The 18,311-nt window shown below is 64.6% G+C and carries 10 protein-coding genes; 8 read left to right on the plus strand and 2 right to left on the minus strand.

All coding sequences use genetic code 11. The features are described from left to right. Positions 1–195: 195 nt before the first annotated feature. Complete coding sequence (locus AAGA68_15390; GenBank protein MEM9386439.1) at positions 196–333, minus strand: hypothetical protein; 138 nt, start codon at positions 331–333, stop codon at positions 196–198. 506 nt (positions 334–839) lie between these two features. On the opposite strand from AAGA68_15390, the gene AAGA68_15395 reads away from it, so the two are divergent. Then, the gene (locus AAGA68_15395; protein ID MEM9386440.1) at positions 840–1,685 is read left to right on the plus strand and encodes a hypothetical protein; all 846 of its coding nucleotides are present in this window, start codon (positions 840–842) and stop codon (positions 1,683–1,685) included. A gap of 281 nt (positions 1,686–1,966) precedes the next feature. On the opposite strand, the gene AAGA68_15400 is transcribed toward AAGA68_15395, so the two are convergent. Continuing rightward, positions 1,967–4,861 carry a pitrilysin family protein gene (locus AAGA68_15400; GenBank protein ID MEM9386441.1) on the minus strand — a complete coding sequence of 965 codons (2,895 nt, stop codon included), beginning with the start codon at positions 4,859–4,861 and terminating at the stop codon, positions 1,967–1,969. A 406-nt stretch (positions 4,862–5,267) separates the two neighbouring features. On the opposite strand from AAGA68_15400, the gene AAGA68_15405 reads away from it, so the two are divergent. From AAGA68_15405 to AAGA68_15435, 7 genes are all read left to right on the plus strand, one after another. Next, positions 5,268–7,094, plus strand: a complete 1,827-nt coding sequence (locus AAGA68_15405) for a peptide MFS transporter (GenBank protein ID MEM9386442.1) — start codon at positions 5,268–5,270, stop codon at positions 7,092–7,094. Between the two features lie 37 nt (positions 7,095–7,131). Then, complete coding sequence (locus AAGA68_15410) at positions 7,132–9,072, plus strand: oligopeptide transporter, OPT family (GenBank protein MEM9386443.1); 1,941 nt, start codon at positions 7,132–7,134, stop codon at positions 9,070–9,072. 121 nt (positions 9,073–9,193) lie between these two features. After that, positions 9,194–11,614: a DUF87 domain-containing protein gene (locus AAGA68_15415; protein ID MEM9386444.1), complete on the plus strand. Its 2,421-nt coding sequence runs from the start codon at positions 9,194–9,196 to the stop codon at positions 11,612–11,614. A gap of 7 nt (positions 11,615–11,621) precedes the next feature. Further along, entirely contained in the window at positions 11,622–14,264 is a 2,643-nt protein-coding gene (locus AAGA68_15420; GenBank protein ID MEM9386445.1) for a patatin-like phospholipase family protein, read from the plus strand. A 963-nt stretch (positions 14,265–15,227) separates the two neighbouring features. Further along, positions 15,228–15,848 carry an ECF-type sigma factor gene (locus AAGA68_15425; protein MEM9386446.1) on the plus strand — a complete coding sequence of 207 codons (621 nt, stop codon included), beginning with the start codon at positions 15,228–15,230 and terminating at the stop codon, positions 15,846–15,848. A 76-nt stretch (positions 15,849–15,924) separates the two neighbouring features. Then, positions 15,925–16,266, plus strand: a complete 342-nt coding sequence (locus tag AAGA68_15430; GenBank protein MEM9386447.1) for a hypothetical protein — start codon at positions 15,925–15,927, stop codon at positions 16,264–16,266. Beyond that, positions 16,182–18,296 (plus strand): serine/threonine-protein kinase, encoded by a 2,115-nt coding sequence (locus AAGA68_15435; GenBank protein ID MEM9386448.1) that lies wholly within the window; start codon positions 16,182–16,184, stop codon positions 18,294–18,296. Before AAGA68_15430 ends, AAGA68_15435 begins: the two co-directional genes overlap by 85 nt. The last annotated feature ends 15 nt before the right edge of the window (positions 18,297–18,311 follow it).

Below are 18,311 nucleotides of genomic sequence, written 5' to 3' on the forward strand. Positions count from 1 at the left end.
CGCTTCTCCAACATGGTGATGTCTCCGTAAGTGGTCCGGACCCCGTGTCCGAACCGTGGGGCGCATGGTGGTGGGGAGCACCCGCGGAGTACTGTGGAAAAGCCTCTTTTTTCCTGTTTTCGTTCTGTGTTTCTTCGTAACACTCTGACTTCATTGAGTGTCGCCCTCGAGCCAAACACCCGCGACCTCGTCGTCTCAGGAGGAAGCTACCTGCGCCCTACGGGCAGGGTTGATCAGCAGGTGGGTCTCTTCCCGAGCGCCCACGTTGGGCACGGTGAGCACGGCGCTCCGATACTTCGCGATCCACGCGGCACCGAAGGGCCGGGATGCCACGACATCTCGATGATGCCAACCGGGAAGCGAGTCCCTAGTGACGACCTGGTAGCTCCCCCCACATGGTTCCGCTACCCAAGGAGCCGCTCTGTGGCTCCCTGGGGGCGGGGGCCGACTAGGCCGAAGGCGTTAGGGACTGCAGCCGCCGTCTCGAGGGAGTGCGACGCGGGCAGGCCTCGGATGGATCGGCGCGTACTTCGCCGATGGCGTTTGTACTTCTTATCCCTCGGGATGAGAGTCTCACCATCCGCGCGCAGCTGACCCGCACCCCGCCGAGTTCGACTGTTGGGATTTCCTTTACGATTGCCGGTGGCGAAGGTAAAGGTAAAGGTAAAGGTAAAGGTAAAGGTAAAGGTAAAGGCCTCCTACGGACGTCAACCATCAGGCCATGACGCTGTGCCGGCGGCGCGTGCTATGGCTCGCTTACACTTCTTTGCTCTGTTCCGCCTTTGCTTACACAGTCGTACCTATGCTCTGTCGCGGTCGCAAAGGACTGAGGCAGAACCATGACAAACGTCACCCACTTGGCTCCGCTTTCCCTGGCCCTGTTGATCTGTGGTGTGGCTGTGGCTGGCACTGAATCAGCAAGCTCCTCGCCGCCGACCTCCCCCAGCATTACAGGGAGTAGGTTTCAAATCTTCGGTGGAGTGACCGCCGCGCGCACGCCGATTCAGATCGACAGCATCGATGTAGTAGCCACTGGCGATCTGCTCATCGATGACGTGGACCTGAGTGTGGGAGAGGAGATTGACATCTCCTCGAGGACTCTTCTTCTGGGTTTCAGTTATCGGCCGTTTCCCCTGGTGGAGCTTTCCGTGGCGAGCGGCTTTGCTAACACCACATCCGATGCGCAGCTGACGGTGTCTGGCTCCTTCCTGGAGCCCTTGCCTCTGCTGGGGGACAGTTTTTCCGTGACGTCGACCAACGAGCGTGATTCGAGCGGTACGTCGTTGCAGGGCAGTCTTGGCTTGTATCTGCCAATCGTGCGGGATCCAGAGGCGCCGTTGCTGCTGCGTGCCGGCGTGATCCTCGGGCACAATGATCTCGATAACATCGACACACGCACTGTCGCTTCCAGCCTGATGCTGATCCACTCGCGTGAGTGGTTTTCGCGGCGCATGAACCTCGCCCTTGGCGTCACCCATCTGTCGATTGATCGTGTGGTCGAGTTCTCGGCCTCTATCGGCGGCGAACGGATCGATGTCAGGCAGGAGCAGAGTCTTCAAGAGCCCTGGAGCCTCACCGGCTCGCTGGTGGTCCCGCTAAGCGGCGCGGTGTCGCTGATAGGCAGCACGTCCAACAACTTCAACGGCATGAGCAGTGTTGCGTTGCGCCTCGGCTACCGCTTCTGAGTTGTCCTCGACCGGATCCAATCGGCGGTGCTATCGCATCGGCGCGGCGCAGTTTGCCGCGCATGCCTCCCATACTGGGCGCCCCGAATACCGCTGGGCCCGCCTGGAGCTGCTGGTCTTCCTTGGCCGTGGATCCCTCGTCTCCCAGCCCAGAGCCTCCCTCGGGTCGACGACACCCCCGTGAGTAAGGACGGCGATGTCTCGACCACGATAGCGACCAGCACTCGTCCCTGCAGCAGCTGTCCCGGACCTGGAACGAATGGGCTGCCTCGCGCCCGCGCCTAGCGGCGTGTATCGCCACCAGCGAAAACTTCATCCACGGGCACTACCGTCAGATCCACCTCTTCGAACCCGAGGGGCATCACCGAGATGAGCCCATCCTGCGCCGTCAGCTCAGGTTTCGGCGAGTTGTACTCGATCGGCGAGGGCAGATCGCCGGCTAGGCGCGCCTTCAGATCCGCCGCGTCCTTGGTAATGAACACGTACTTGAGGTTGTCGATCTGCAGGTGCTCGTCGATCACACGGTTTACATCGGCGAGCGTTAGCTTGGCGAGGCCCTCACGTACGTAGGTGACGAAGTCGGTGGTTTCGTAGTACTGGCTGTCGATCGCATACCCGAGCTGCCGCGACTGCGTGGTCACGAGCAAGCTCACAAACTTCTGTAGGTAGTTGCGCGTGGCCTCGAACGCGGCCTCATCCATGCCCTGCTCCAGCAGCCGCGACAGCTCGTGCATCGCCACGCGGGTGGCAAAGTGCGCGTCGTTGTTGTTGCGCAGGGGGCGCAGCCACACTTGGAACAGCTGCGAGCGGCGGCTCAGGTTGGCGTCGGGGTGGAACTGGTCCATGCCGCGGGGGAAGTACTCGATGTAGGCGTAGTCCCCGTAGTTCATCCCGCGGGCCTCGCGGATGCGGTTGTAAAGGTGGCTGTTCGAGCTGCGGTGCTCGCCGAGCCAGGAGCGCACGAGCCATAGGGCGACCCAGTCTTCGTCGCCGCGCACGAGATCTATGGGGGCGCCGAAGGACACGGCAACCGCGGGCGTCTCCTTCTCGATGATCACGGCCTGATGACCATCGATGGTCGGCGTCGCGGGCAAGGCTGCAAGGGGGGCGAGGGCGGCGCTAGGAAGGCCGTCAGTGAGGGTCTTACTGATGGTGTTGACTAGCTCCTGGTCGTAGCCGCCTGCCAGGCCCAGCGTCAGGTTCTGCAGCGTGAAGTGCTGCGCGTAGAAGGCCCTTACGTCTCCTAGGGTCATGGCTTTGAGGTCGGCCACGAGGCCCAGGGTAGGCGCGCCGTAAGGGTGGGCGTCGCCGTAGACGTAGCGGTAGAGCATCTCCTTGCCGAGTTCCTCGTCGTTGTTGCCGATGAGGTCGGTCTTCAGCGCATTCACAGTTTGCGTGCGGATGCGCTCGAAGTCGCTCTCGCGCCAGCCAGGGTTGGTCACCTGGTCCATGACGATGTCGAGCCACGCGTGCAGGTTGTCCCGATGCACGCTGCCGGAGAGGCGCACCATCTCCTTGTCCACCTGGGCGGTGAAGCTGGCAGCCATGGGGAATAGGGCATCGTTGATCTCGGTGATGGTGCGCGAGGCTGAGCCAGCATCCGTGAGCATCTGGGCCGTGAGGTTGGCGATGCCCTTGTGGCCTTTCGGATCGCTGGCAGCGCCGGTGCTGAACACGAGGGATACGTGCACTAGCGGTGAGGCGGTGGCAGGCAGCCGCACGAGGTTGATGTCCGCGCTCGCGGCGGCCGTGGCTGCGTCGAGGGAGGGGATCGGGTCGAGGTGGGCCATTACCGCATCGTTGGAGAGGGTCACCTGCACCATGGCGGCGTCGTTGAAGTAGGTGTTGGCCTGGGCGCGCAGCACGTCGGGCGTAAGGGCGTCGTAGCTGCGGTAGAGGCGGTTGATGGTCTCCGGCGTACGCTCGAAGTGCACGTAGTTAGCGAGGATCTTGGCAATGGCGTTGGAGTTGTCCATCCGCGCGACGAAGGCGTACTTCAAGCGCGACTTGGTGGCGTCAAGCTTCTCGGCAGGAATCAGCTCCGTGCGAGCGCGCACCAGCGTGTCGAAGAGGACCTTACGAACTTCTTCGGCTGCCTCGGGCTTGGCCAGGCGCGCGCCGATGAGGAGCAAATTGGGGTCCTTGCGATCGGGGAAGTAGCCGAACAGATGATCCACCAGCTGCTTCTCGAGCACGAGTTCTTGATACACCTGCGAGGAGTCGCTGAGGTAGACCTGCCGGATCACGTCCAGCGCCGGCATGGCGGGTGCGTCCGCATCGAAAGCGGGGCTGCGAAAGCCGATCGCTAGCCACGGCTGAGTGGGAGCCTGCCACTGCACGTGCCCCACGCGGGTGCCCGACGGCGCGGGCTCGGCGGGCACGGGCACGTCGTAGTCGCCGCGCTCCCAGGTGCCCCAGTACTTCTCGACCAGGGCGAAGGTCGGCTCCACCTCCAGGTCACCGACGAGGATGATCGTCGTCTTCTCGGGGCGGTACCAACGATCGAAGAACACCCGCGAGTACTCCAGCTGGTCGGGCATCGCCTCGATGTCGCGTAGGAAGCCCATTGTCGTGTGCTTGTAGGTGTGCACGTCAAAGGCGAGGTCGCGGATGCGCGCGTAGAGGCCCTGCACGGGGTTGGAGTAGTTCTTGAGGTACTCGCCCTTCACGGCGAGGGCTTCCGTGCGGAACTGCTCTTCTGTGTAGCGTAGATTAGCGAAGCGGTCTGCTTCGATCTCCAGCACCTTCTCCAGATCCGCCTTGGTGAAGGTGATGTGGTAGTTCGTGTAGTCGTCGGTGGTGTAGGCGTTTTGGTCGGCGCCAGCGTTCTTGAGGATGGTGCCGTAGGCCTCGGCGCTGAACTTCTCCGTGCCGCGGAACATCATATGCTCGAAGAAGTGGGCGAAGCCTGACCTGCCGTCCTCCACCTCGTTGCGCGAACCGGTCTGCACGGGAATCTGCAGGGAGACGATGTCGGGGAAGTCTGTCGGTACCACGATGATGCGCAGACCGTTCGGCAGATCGCGCATGGTGTACGTCAGATCGAATACCCGATCTGCATCGGCCGCAGCCTGCACGCTCAGCCACGGGGTGGTGAGCAACACCGCCAGGGTGGTCGTCAGTAGCCGCGCGAGAGAGCGCGCGTAGCTCAGCCTCGAGTGCGGGGTCGGGCGCATGACGGACTCCTTCAATGCCGGCATCAGGTTTGTGATTTGGGCCCGGCGCTTGCGGCGAGTCTTCGCCGTATTCAAAGGGCGCGCTCCTGCTGGTGTTTTGGGGGCCAGGCGTTCTACGGAATCGATAGCGAGCGCCCCCTAGGCGGCGCCGGTGCGGTCTCTCGAGTGCGATTGTCGCGGCGCGATTGTAGACAAATCGGGAGCTTGTGATGTTCTACGAGCGCTTACGGTCGCTGTTTTGCGCGCTGCCGCAATTTGACTGGACTGGCCGGGTCGGGTACCAACGGCGATTCTTGGCGCGCTGCGCGTGGGGGATTGCGAGCGAAGCGGGTGGAGCCTTCGGGGCTTCCACCCAGCGCGAAGCCCCGCACGGCACGACATAAAAAGCACATCTCAAGGAGGGCACGTGAGCGCCACCACCACCGACGTCCCGGGCGTCGCCGCCTACGACGAGAGCGACACCCTGTTCGGCCATCCCAAGGGCCTCTACGTGTGCTTCGCCACCGAGCTCTGGGAACGCTTTTCCTTCTACGGGATGAAGTATCTGCTGCTCCTGTACCTCACCAAGTACCACCTGTTCAGCGACGGCGCGGGCCTCGATGTGCTCGGCGCCTACGCGGGCCTGGTCTACGCCCTGCCCGTGATCGGCGGCCTCCTGGCCGACCGCTACCTCGGCATGCGCAAGGCCGTGGTCTTCGGTGGCATCCTTTTATCGCTGGGACACCTACTGATGGCGGTAGAGGGACACCAGGCGGTGTTCTACGCGGCCGGCACCGTGCTCAACGATGCGCTGACCCTGGCGGATGGCACGGTCCTCGCTGCGGGCACCACGATCGCCGAAGACATCACCATACGGGACACGGGTGCTCTGAAGGTCTTCTACATGGCCCTGGCCCTGATCGTGGCGGGCGTTGGGTTCCTAAAACCCAACATCTCTACCATCGTCGGCAAGCTCTATGAGCAGGGCGACTCGCGCCGCGATGCGGGCTTCACCATCTTCTACATGGGCATCAACATCGGCTCCTTCACCGCCACGCTGCTCTGCGGCTGGCTCGGTGAGGCCTTCGGCTGGAAGTACGGCTTCGGTGCCGCGGGCATCGGCATGGTGCTCGGCCTCTTCACCTTCCTCTGGGGCCAGAAGTACCTCCATGGCCACGCGGACCCGAGCGATGAGCAGGCCCTGCGCGAGAAGATCTTCGGGCCCTTGAGCCGCGAGTGGGTGATCTACCTGGCGACGGCCCTGTCCCTAGGTGTGATCTGGCTGCTGGTGCAGAAGGAGCCCGTCGTACACCTCACGCAGAACGTGATGCTGATCATCTCTATCACCGGCATCATCCTGTTCTCCATGCTGCACGAGAACAAGCAGACCGAGGGGCGCCAGATCGCCTACGGCCTGGCAGGCATCTCCATCGTGCTCGGCATCCTCGCGGCCCTGGTCGAAACCCACTTCCTGCCGCTCTCGGCGGGCGTGGCGGAGTACATGGTCTACGCCGCCATCGCGGTGCTGGTTGGCTTCGTGGTGTTCGGCTTCCTGCGTTTCAACTCGCCGGAGTTCTCGCGCACGGTAGTGCTGATGGTGCTGATCCTCTCCACCGTCGTGTTCTGGGCCCTGTTCGAGCAGTCGGCGGGCTCGATGACCCTCTTCGCTGACCGCGCCTTGGATCGCAACTTCCTTGGCATCGAGTGGAAGGCGAGCCAGTTCGGTTCCCTGAACGCGATGTTCATCATGCTCCTAGCGATTCCCTTCGCTTGGCTGTGGAGCACCCTCGGTCGCGCCGGTTTCGAGCCGAGCACGCCGGTGAAGTTCGGCCTCGGTATCATCCAGGCGGGCCTTGGCTTCGGTGCCCTGGTGCTGGGTGCGCAGTTCCCGGACTCGCAGGGGCAAGTGGCGGCCATCTGGCTGATCTTGGCCTATCTGCTGCACACCACCGGTGAGCTTTCCCTCTCGCCGGTGGGCCTGTCCGCCGTGACCAAGCTGTCCATCGGACGCGTGGTGGGCGTGAGCATGGGCACCTGGTTCCTGGCCACGGCCCTGGCGGAGACCGTGGCCACACGCCTGGGCAAGCTGGCTGCGATCGACACGGGAGATCCCGACGCGGTGCTCACGGCGGCCGAAACGGTGGCGACCTACACGGGGCTCTTCGAGTACCTCATGTGGAGCGGCATCGTGGTGGGCGTGGGCATGCTGATCATCTCGCCGCTCCTGCGTAAGGGCATGCACGGCATCCACTAGGCGCGTTAGAGAACGACAACAACACAAGGAAGACTGCATGTCGTCACAGGGGATTCCGCCGCAGCTCACGCTCAAGGCCATCGTGCTGGGTGTGCTGCTCTCGATGGTGCTGGCCGGCGCTAATGCTTACCTGGGGCTCTTCGCGGGCCTGACCGTGTCGGCCTCGATCCCCGCGGCGGTGATCTCCATGGCGCTCCTGAGGATGTTCAAGAACTCGAACATCCTCGAGAACAACATCGTCCAGACCTCCGCCTCGGCGGGGGAGTCGGTGGCAGCGGGCGTCATCTTTACGATCCCAGCTCTAATCATCCTCGACTACTGGCAGGTGTTTCAGTACTGGTGGGTGACGGTCATCGCAGGCCTAGGTGGGTTGTTGGGCGTGCTCTTCACGGTGCCCCTGCGCCGAGCGCTAATCGTAGAGGAGAACCTCGCCTACCCCGAGGGCAAGGCGACCGCGGAAGTGCTGCGGGTGGGCGACGACCCGGCGGCCGGCATGCGCTACCTGGTCTTCGCGGCGCTAGCCGGCGGTCTCACCAAGCTGGCGGAAACGGGTCTGCGCCTGTGGTCGGGTTCGGCGGCGATGGCGGGCTACGCGGGCAAGAGCACGATCGCCTACATCGGTACCAACCTCTCGCCGGCGCTCCTGAGCGTGGGCTACATCGTGGGACTGAATATCGCGGTGCTCGTGTTCGCGGGTGGCGCGATATCCTGGTACCTGGCGATCCCGATCTACAGCACCTTCTTCCTGGACGGAGATCCTGCAATCGCGGCCATGGTGGCGGACGGCGCGCCGGCCGTGGACGTGGCCTTCCGCATCTGGACCAGCAAGATTCGCTACCTGGGCGTGGGTGCCATGCTGATCGGCGGTATCTGGGCCCTGATCTCCATGCGCGGCTCCTTGCTCTCGGGCGTGCGTAGCGGCCTGTCCGCCTCGAAGGGCGGTGCAGGCGGCGCTGCCGTGGACCATACGCAGCGCGATACTCCGATGCAGGTGGTGCTGGTGTTGATCGCAGCCTTCATCGTACCCATCGCCATTCTCTACTTCTTCATCACCGGCGACGTGGTGATCAGTGGCGCGATGACTGTGATCATGATCGTTGCGGGTTTCCTGTTCTCTTCTGTGGCCGCTTACATGGCGGGGCTGGTGGGTTCGTCGAACAATCCGATCTCCGGGATTACGATTGCCACGATCCTGTTTTCCTCGCTGCTTTTGGCCGCGATGATGGGCGCCAACGGCGCCGTTGGACCGGCGGCTGCGATCATGGTGGGTGCAGTGGTCTGCTCCGCGGCAGCTATCGCTGGCGATAACCTGCAGGATCTGAAAGCCGGGTACATCGTGGGCGCGACGCCTTGGCGTCAGCAGCTGATGCAGGGCGTGGGCGTGGTCTCTGCCGTGCTGGTGATGGCACCCATACTGAACCTGCTGCTCAAGGCCTACGGCATTGGCGAGCCGACGCCGGACCAGCCCGACGCTTTGCTCGCTCCTCAGGCCACGTTGATGGCATCGGTGGCGCAGGGCGTGTTTGGGGGCGGCCTGCCGTGGGGTATGGTGGCGATTGGAGCGGCCATCGGTGCCGCGATCATCGCCCTGGATCTGCAGCTTCAGGCGCGCGGCTCGGCATGGCGAGCGCCCGTGTTGGCGGTGGCAGTGGGGATCTACCTGCCCCTCGAGCTGTCCGTGCCTATCTTTATCGGCGGCATCGTCGCCGAGTTAGCGAAACGTTATAACGAACGCGTCTCGGCCGACCCTGCGGAGGCGGAGCGACGCCAACGCTTTGGCATGCTGTTCGCCGCGGGCTTGATCACCGGTGAGGCGCTGGTGGGCATATTCATGGCCATACCGATCGTATTGACCTCGAACCCCAACGTGATCGCGCTTCCCTTCTCCCTGCCAGGCGCGCTGGGGTCAGTGCCTGGGCTTCTGGTGATGGCGGCCTTGACATTCACCCTGCTACGCCTGTCGCAGGTGCGCAGCTAACCCAAGGCCCTCGGCCGGATTGAGCACCGGCCTCGGTTGGGGCAGACTCCGCGCGAGAAGCTACCGTGGCGAGGCGCCCAAGAGGCGCCCCGCGGGGGACACGGTGGCATGAGGGGAATCCGTGGATCCGCAAGTCTACGAGAAGCTGGGGCTGTTTTATCTCGGCCGCCAGGAGCTGGGTGACGAGGAAGGCGCCGCTGCCGCGCCGCTCCTGTACGAGTCACGCGATCTAACCACTCACGCGGCCATCATCGGCATGACGGGCAGTGGTAAGACCGGTCTTGGCGTTGGCCTCATCGAAGAGGCCGCGATCGATGGCATTCCGGTCATTGCGATCGACCCGAAGGGCGATCTCGGTAACTTGATGCTCACCTTCCCCGATCTCGACGGCGACAGCTTCGCACCATGGATCAATCCGCGCGCAGCGGCAGACAGGGGGCTGACGTCGGAGGAGTTCGCCACCCAGCAGGCAGATCTGTGGCGACGTGGCCTGAAGAGCTGGGGCCAAGAGCCCGATCGCATCACGCGCTTGCGCGAAGCCGCTGACTTCGCCGTCTACACGCCGGGCAGCACCGCGGGCATCTCATTAGATGTGTTGGGTGACTTCGCGCCGCCGCCTGCGGGGACGGACGATGAAACCGGTCGCGAACGGCTCACGAGCACCGTATCCGCGTTGTTGATGCTCCTGGGGCTAGACGTCGACCCGCTCACCAGCCGCGAACACCTGCTGCTTAGCCAAATCCTGCAGACAGCTTGGGCCGAGGGTAAGTCCCCCACGCTCGCCGATCTAATCCATCAGGTGCAGCGTCCTCCCTTCGAGATTTTGGGCGTCATGTCGCTGGACGCCTTCTACCCGGAGAAGGACCGCTTCGAGCTGGCGATGCGCATGAACTCACTCCTTGCCTCACCGGGTTTCTCCGCGTGGATGCAGGGGGAGCCCCTGCAGGCGGAGAACCTCCTGTACACGGAGCACGGTAAGCCCAAGGTGTCCGTGGTGTACATCGCGCACCTGGGCGATGAGGAGCGCATGTTCGTGGTGTGTCGCCTGCTCACGCAGCTGATCGCCTGGATGCGCGCCCAGCCTGGTACCACCAGCCTGCGCGCTGTGCTGTACATGGACGAGGTGTTCGGTTACCTGCCGCCCGTGGCCAATCCGCCGGCAAAGACCCTGTTCCTAACGTTGCTCAAGCAGGCACGTGCCTATGGCGTAGGTTTGGTGCTGGCGACGCAGAATCCCATCGACCTTGACTACCGCGCCCTATCCAATATGGGCACCTGGATGATCGGCCGCCTGCAGACCGAACGCGATAAGATGCGCGTGCGCGACGGCCTGGAGAGCGCGGACGGCTCGGATCATCTCGACACGAACGAGCTGATGCAGACCCTGTCCAGTCTGGGCAAGCGCCGCTTCCTTCTGCACAACGTGCACGAGGACGCGCCGGTGATCTTCGAGACACGCTGGGTGATGAGCTACCTGCCGGGACCGTTGACGCGAGACCAGATAGAGCGGGTGATGGCGCCGATCAAGGCCGAACGGAGCGCAGGGGCATCAACGCCGAGGTTAGCGGCGGCACCGGCTACAGCCTCGCCGACCACGGTCGCAGCGCCGGGGGCGAATGCCGTCTCCGCACCCGTCGCCCCCAAAGGCGTGGAGATGCGCTTCGCGCCCCGCGGTGCCAGCGAGGCAACGGTGGAGTACGTGCCTTACGTCCTCGGTATCGCCGAGGTGAGCTATCACAGCGTGCGCTACAAAATCGACACGATCGTAGATCACGCGTGGCTTGCGCGTATCGACCCGGATGTGCCCGGCGGCCTCTCCTGGGAAGACGCTGTGCCCTTCGGCGGCGACGCCTCGCTCCTCGCTCACGACGCCCCCGAGCAAGTGAGCTTTGCCGATGTCGACGGCGGCGACGCGAGGGTCCTTGCCAAGCACCAGCGCGCCTTCAAGTTCTGGCTGCGCACGCAGCAGCCCCTGACCCTCTACCGCTGCGCTGACCCCAAGGCGATCTCCGAGCTCGAGGAGACCGAGGCACGCTTCGTCTCCCGCCTAGTGCAGGTAAAACGCGAGGAGCGCGATCTCGCCATCGCCAAGAGCCGCGAGAAATTCGCCACCAAGCTAGAGCGACTCGAGGAGAAGGTCCGTAAAGCCAAGCAGGCCGTGGAGCGTGAGGCTCAGCAGGCGAGCGGCAGCTCCATGGGGGCTCTGGCCACGATGGGTGGCACAGTGCTCTCCATGCTCGTCGGCCGCAAACGCAGACGCAAGCTATCGACGGTCTCCCGTGAGATGAGCAACGCTGCCAAGCAGCGCGGTGACGTTAAGCGCGCCAAAGAGAACGTTAAGGCTATCAAGACCGAAATGCGCGACCTAGAGAAGGAGGCTAAGGCCGCGCTGGCTGACCTCGAAGACCAGGCGGACGAAGCGATCGTCGAGGTCGAGGAACTGCCGATTCGACCGAAGTCGGCGGACATCGCCATCCATAGCTGCATGATCCTGTGGGCGCCGCGTGGGTTCGGTGCCGGCGGCCGAGCGGGCCGCGACTGATCCCGCCATGCTCTTTGAGGACGTACAGCTGCGTGCGCAGGCTCCTGAGTATCGCCGTCGAGCGAAATCGTTGCTTCACGCATCGAAGGTCAGTCGCGAGGAGATCGACTCCCTAAGCAAGGTGCTCCTGGACCTGCGTGAGTGGAGCTATGCGCGCCGTTTGCTGGCGCGAGCTCGCGGTCGGGTGGTAGAGGACCCGAAGGCGCGCCTCGAACTCGCGCAGCGCCAAGCCCTCGCCACCTACAACGACACGGAGCTCCCGGTGGATGCGCGCCTGGAGGGCGCCCTCGCGATCCTCGAAGAGCGCTGTGGCCTGAAGAATACGCGCAACCAACGGACACTCTCCCTAGCCGGTGCCGTGTTCAAGCGTCGCTGGCGTCTCGACGGCCACAAGGAAAACCTAGAGCGTGCGTTAACCTACTACCTTCGCGCCTACGAGGAGGGGCCCGAGCACGATCTGGGCCAGTCCGGCATTAACGCAGCCTTTGTGCTCGATCAACTCGGCGATGTCGAACGTCGCGAAGCCGCTTCCGCTGGCGGCAGTTCGGACATGGCTGCCGCGCGCGCCGAGGAGACGCAGGCGATTCGCGAAGAGCTTGTCGAGACGCTATCGCCGCTTATTGAAGCGACCGAGTCTGTCGCTGATCGCTGGCGCCTCTACACGACGATCGCCGAGGCCTTGTTCGGTCTTGGCCAGTTCGAGCAGGCCGGCCCGTGGTTGGAGAAGCTGCGCGAACTCGGCGTCTCCGCCTGGCAGTACCAGGCGACGGTGCGGCAATTGGCATCAGTGGCTCGGATGCAGAGCGGGGATATGGGCAGCGTCCCAGGCTTCTCGCGCTCGCAGGCGGGCAAAGTCCTAAGGGAATTTCTGAGGGAGCATTCGCAGGCTGTGCGCGGCGCCTACGCGGGCCGGGTCGGTCTCGCCCTGTCGGGCGGCGGCTTCCGAGCTGCCCTTTACCACATCGGTGTGTTGGCGCGCCTCGCCGAGCTCGACGTGCTTCGCCACGTGGAAGTGCTGTCCTGTGTGGCGGGCGGCGCCATCGTAGGCACGCACTACTACCTACTATTGAAAGAGTTGCTCGAGTCCAAGGCGGACGCGGAGATCGCGCGCGAGGACTACATCGCCCTGGTGCGCCGCCTGGAGCGGCACTTTCAGGACGGCGTGCGGCGCAATCTGCGCGGTCGTCTCAACATCGACCCCGTGACCAACGCCAAGCTCCTCGGCCCGACCTACAACCGCACCATGCGAACGGGCGAGCTGCTCGAAGAGATGCTCTTCTCCCGCGTCGCGGAGGAGGCGGGGCAACCGCAACGCCGCCGCGGCAAGCGTGATCCCCTGTACATGCCCGATCTGGCCGTGCGCCCCTACGGCACGGCGCAGGGCGCCACCTTCGAGATCAAGCACGATAACTGGCGCCGCGCCGCCAAGGTGCCGGAGCTGGTGATCAACGCCACCACCCTCAACACGGGGCACAACTGGCAGTTCACCGCAGACTCCATGGGCGAACCCCCCGGCAGTATCAATACGCACGTCGACTCCAGCTATCAACTGCGTCGAGTCAGTTACGCCGAGGCACCGGAGGGCGTGCGAAGTGTGCGTTTGGGGTATGCGGTCGCCGCATCGGCGGCCGTGCCAGGACGTACGGAACCGCTCTCCTTGAAGGGGCTTTACCCTGGCGTTGATGTTCGCCTCGTAGACGGCGGCGTGCAGGATACGCAAGGCATCTCGGCGCTCCTGGAGCGCGACTGCCAGGTGATGCTGGTCAGCGATGGAACGGGCCCCATCGACAGCGTCGATGCGCCCAGCATCGGGCGCCTCGCGGCGCGTCGGCGAGCCAACATCATCCTGCGCGCTCGCGCCCTGCAGCTGTCGACGGAGCATCTGGAGGGACGCCGCCGTTCCGGTCTGTTGCGGGGTTTGATGTTCGTGCACCTGCGCAAGGACCTTCCGGTGACGCCGATCGATTGGGTGGGGTGTGATGATCCCCTGTCCCTGGTGGAGGATCGCGCTCAGGAACGCGTCGAAGAGCTAACCGAGCACCAGGAGACCGAGTACGAGATTCCCATCGCTATCCAGCGCGCCCTGGCCGCTGTACGTACGGACTACGATGCCTTCCATGAGTCGGAGTCACTCACGTTAATGTTGAGTGGCTATCGTATGGCAGAGCACGCCTTCCGTGAGGACTCGTCTCTCACGGCGCTCACCGACGGTGAGGCACCATCGAACGATTGGGACTTCCTCGCCGTACAGGACGCGTTGCGCGACTACGCCGCGCGCGAGCACTTGCGCGAGGTACTAGCGGTGTCGGCGCGACGGCGCTTCAAGCCCTGGTTGGCTAGCGAGCGACTTCGTCAGGCGAGCTGGATCGCAGGCATCGGCGCCGCAGCGCTCGCGGCGATCGTGGGCGCGTTCAGCGCCAGCGCCGTACTGTTGAACGGTGCCGGTGCGGTGCTGCTGCTGTTGGCCACGGTGGTGGCGATTTGGGTAGGCCGGCGCCTGTCGGCATCCACGGATCTGCCGGTGATGGTGGGGCGCTTGGTGTATGGCTTGTGGGCGGTGGTGACCGGGCCGATCACTGGGCGGGCGCAGCTGTGGTTGTTGGATCGGTTGTATCTGCGCTTCGGGCGATTGAAACCGCCCGAGCGGTAGCCTCGGTTTTCCGCGTGACCCCAGTCGTTGGCGCGCGGATCGATCGCGCGGCACTTCGCCTAGGCCTTCCACCGTAGGCGAAAGCGGTGTGCCGCGGGCTGACGCATGTGCTTGCCTGCGAAGTGGTGGTCCTCCGACTGCCGATGGGCTAGGCCTTCGAGCTAGTGTGCTGTCCGAGAAGTTCGTTGAAAAATACGCGGGTACTTTTCGCCCCTGAGTACGTTGCTCCTCACCGATGTACTGATGCGACCGGGCAGGCAGGATCACCGTGCCACGGAAGGTTCCGTCCTCCCCGGCTGAGCTCAGCGTGTAGTCGAATTGGATCGGGTCCTCGTTCGGCATCAACAGCCAGGCGGTGATGACGTTGTTGCCCTGGTGAATGCCGCTGTTGGGCATATCGGTACCGTTGACCTGCGCCTCGACGAGGACACGTCGGCCTGCGTAGCGATAGGTGCAATGGCCCACCGTGGTCAGCGTGTATTCGATGTCGCGGATCACCCGAGTGGCGGCAAGCTCCGAGGGGTCGGCGTTGGCCCAGTCGTTGGCGAACAGGTCGCCACCGCTCATGAGCACGGCGATACCAAGCGGCCCACTAGGAGTGTGTTAAGGGTCCGAGGAACGAAACGGCAGTGCATGTTTTTCTCCTTGCGTTGTGCTGGATCGCTCTTGTGAGCGAGTTGCATCCCCTCCAACGCCACCCGTTCGCGAAATGGCTCACGGACGATGAAGAGAGGTCCGGACCCCCTAGCGTCCCACGCTGATGGAGGCGCTGAGGGTGAGCACCGCGGAGCCAGGCATATCCCGTTCAAGTCGGCGTGTTGCCCGCTGGGCTCGGCACGCTTTCGCCCTGAATGAACGCTGCGATCGTGTAGACTCGAGTAAGAAAGGGGAAGTGCCTAGGCCCGGACCCGTGTGGGTCATCGACGCACCACGAAGCACCCTAGACTTCGGAGCCGGCCCTGAGTGGCAGATACTTCCGACATCGACGCCCTGCTGAAAGCCGTCAAGTCGGGCGACAACGCGGCGGTAGACGCGCTTTATCGGTTGGTCTACGACGAGCTGCACAAGCTGGCGGCCGCCCAGCGGCGGCGTTGGGGCGGCAACCACACGATCGGCACCACGGCGCTGGTGCACGAGGCCTACCTCAAGCTTGGCGACGGCAAGGGTCAGGACTGGGAAGGGCGTCGACACTTCTTCGGCACCGCGTCGATGGCCATGCGCCACGTACTGGTGAGCTACGCCCGCGCGGCGCAGGCGGACAAGCGCGGCGGTGGCATGCCTGCAGTGGAGATGGACCTCGAACTGGTGGCCGATCCTGTGATCATGAGCGACGTGCTCGCCCTGCACGACGCGCTCGAACGCCTTGAGGCCTTGGAATCTCGCTGGGCCCGCGTGGTGGAGTGCCGCGTCTTCGCGGGCATGAGCATCAACGAGCGGCCGATGCGCTTGGCGTCTCGCCGGCCACCGTCAAGCGTGACTGGACCTTCGCGTCGGCGTGGTTGTTCCGAGAGCTGCGTGCCACCTCGAGCCCCGCTGGCCCCCCGTGAGGCGCAACCGGTCCGGGCGAGCGGGATCCTTCCATGAGCCGTTTTGCCGACCGATCGCGTCTTGCTGACTAGGGGGGTGTGTGCACGACCACACGGGAGGGAGCTGCCACACCATGAGCGATATGCTCGGCCGCGCGGCACAGCTATTGGATGCCGCGCTGGCGCTACCCCCGAACGCGCGTGCCGGCTTTGTCCAGCGCGAGTGCGGCGCTGACGAGGCGCTGCTGGCGGAAGTCACCTCGCTGCTCGCCGTCGCGGACAGCGCCGACGCCTGGCTGGGGGCTTTCGCCGAGCGCGTCGGCGACGTGCTGGCAGTGTCGCCTGGCGGGCAAACGGCCGCGAGCCTGCCGCCCGGCGAACGCGTGGGCGCGTGGCAGATCGAAGCCCCCTTGGGCGCGGGCGGGATGGGGGAGGTCTACGTGGCGAGCCGCGCAGACGGCCGCTACCAGCAATAGGTGGCTCTCAAGACCCTACGCGTCGCTTAAGCGCCCCTGCTGCTGACGCCTTTCGGAGTGAACGCGAGCGCCTCGCTCGCCTCAGTCACCCCGGTATCAGTCGCATCATCGATGGGGGAGAGACGCTCGACGGCCGTCCCTTCATGGTGATGGAGTACGTGGATGGCAAGGCCATCGACAAGTGGTGCCGTGACAACGACGTCGACGCGCGTACGCGCCTGCGCATGCTCGTCCAGCTGTGCGCCGCCGTCGCCCACGCTCACGCCCGCCTGGTGCTGCACCGAGACATCAAAGCCTCGAACGTGCTCGTCGATAGCAACGGCGACGTTAGGTTAATCGATTTCGGTATTTCGGCGCTGACCAACGAGGAGCGCAGCGCTGAGGCGGGCGGGCCGCTCACCGTGGCCACCGCCGCTCCGGAGCAACTTGCCGGCGAGGGGGTGTCCTCGCAAACGGATGTATTCGCCATCGGCCTGCTCGCTCATCAGCTCCTCGCCGGTAGGCTGCCTGCGCGATCCGCGGATCGCGGCGTGGTCCTCGACCCGTCTACGCTCCGGGCTCGTGAAGTGGTGAGCGTGCTCGAGCGAGCGACCCGCCTGGTGCCGGAGGATCGCTACGCATCAGCAGATGCATTGTCCGAGGACTTCCTAGCGCTTCTCGAGCATAGACCGGTCAGTCCGCTGCGCCGAGATCTCCTTTATCGACTGCGGAGCACCCTGCGCCGATACCCTGTGGCGAGCGCCCTCGCCGCGACCGCCTCGCTGGCGCTGGTGGTCGGGGCCGCGGTGAGCATGGTTCTCGCCGACCGCGCCGCCACCGAGGCCGCGCGGGCCCGAGACGCCCTGGCGGAGGCGCGCTTTTACCTTGAGCGCGCAGAACTGACGGCGGCCACCCAGTCCGCCTATTCCGACGCTCTGCAGCGGATGTTCGGTGACGAGGCGGACGAGCCTCGCATGCGCCGCATTCTCATCGACCATGCGCACCAGGCCCTCGCGCAGTACAAGGCCGATCCCGCGCGTGCGGCGCAGATCGCCTACGCAGTGGGTCGCCACTTCGTCGATCGCAACGATTACGCCGCGGGCCTGGAGGTGCTCGAACCGTGGCTTACCCAGGGTTACGGCCATCCTCACCTCTTGCGCCAGGGGCGCCTCAACCAGGCGCTGGCTTACCGCTACACCGAGCGCCATGAGGAGGCGCTAGCTCTGTTCAACGAGGTGGATCAGGCCTTCATGGCTACGCCGGATCAGGGCTCCGTGGACCACCTCGTGGCCATCGTGCAACGCGCTGAGCTGCTCTCCACGCGGGAGGCGTGGTCTTCGGCGCTGAGCGTGCTGAAGGACGCGGTCGCGCAAACGGACGATGCCCACACCGAGATGTTCTGTTGGGCCTATATCGATGCCTTCGAGAAGCGCCTGGGGAACTTCGCCGTGGCCTACGAGGCGGCGCGCCGCGCGGTTGCTGTGTTCGAGCGTCATCCCCTGCTGGAACTGCACGGCCGGGTGAACACACGCAGCATGCTGGCCAGCTATGAGATCTATTACACCAGCGACTATGACGCCGCCGTGCGACATATTGAGCAAGCACTGGCCGACGCTGAGGTGGCCGGCGAGACCGGTGCCATCGCCGAGCTGATCTACCTGCGCGGCGAATCGGCCCTCTTTCAAGGGGAGCTCGAGGAGACCCAGCGCTTGTACCGGAGGCCGAGGGCCATGGAACTTGAGTATTTCCCCGTGGATGTTGGTGGCACGACGTCGCTCGTCGAAGCGCTCGCCGAGGCGGGCGAGCTGCCCGAGGCAGAGCGGGAACTCGATCAGCTCGCCAAGCGCATGGACGAACTGCGCCCCGGCGGATCGAGGCATCCCAGGATCACGCTTGCCAGAGCCCGCCTTGCGGCAGCGCGTGATGGCGCCGCCGCGGCGCAGGATACCCTGGCGCAAGCCGGATTTACCCGATCCTTTGCGGCGACCAGTATCGTTGGGATGGCGCGTGTGAAGCGCCTGGAAGCCCTAGGCGTTGAAGTGCCGGACTGAGACCACAGGACGGGG

It is taken from the genome of Pseudomonadota bacterium, from assembly GCA_039193195.1.
Classification (GTDB): Bacteria; Pseudomonadota; Gammaproteobacteria; order Steroidobacterales; family JBCBZW01; genus JBCBZW01.

Bases quoted from the DNA above. Each gene is read 5' to 3' on its own strand.
- AAGA68_15400 (MEM9386441.1), bottom strand. From the start codon at position 4,861: ATGCGCCCGACCCCGCACTCGAGGCTGAGCTACGCGCGCTCTCTCGCG.
- AAGA68_15420 (MEM9386445.1), top strand. From the start codon at position 11,622: ATGCTCTTTGAGGACGTACAGCTGCGTGCGCAGGCTCCTGAGTATCGC.
- AAGA68_15410 (MEM9386443.1), top strand. From the start codon at position 7,132: ATGTCGTCACAGGGGATTCCGCCGCAGCTCACGCTCAAGGCCATCGTG.
- AAGA68_15430 (MEM9386447.1), top strand. From the start codon at position 15,925: ATGAGCGATATGCTCGGCCGCGCGGCACAGCTATTGGATGCCGCGCTG.
- AAGA68_15395 (MEM9386440.1), top strand. From the start codon at position 840: ATGACAAACGTCACCCACTTGGCTCCGCTTTCCCTGGCCCTGTTGATC.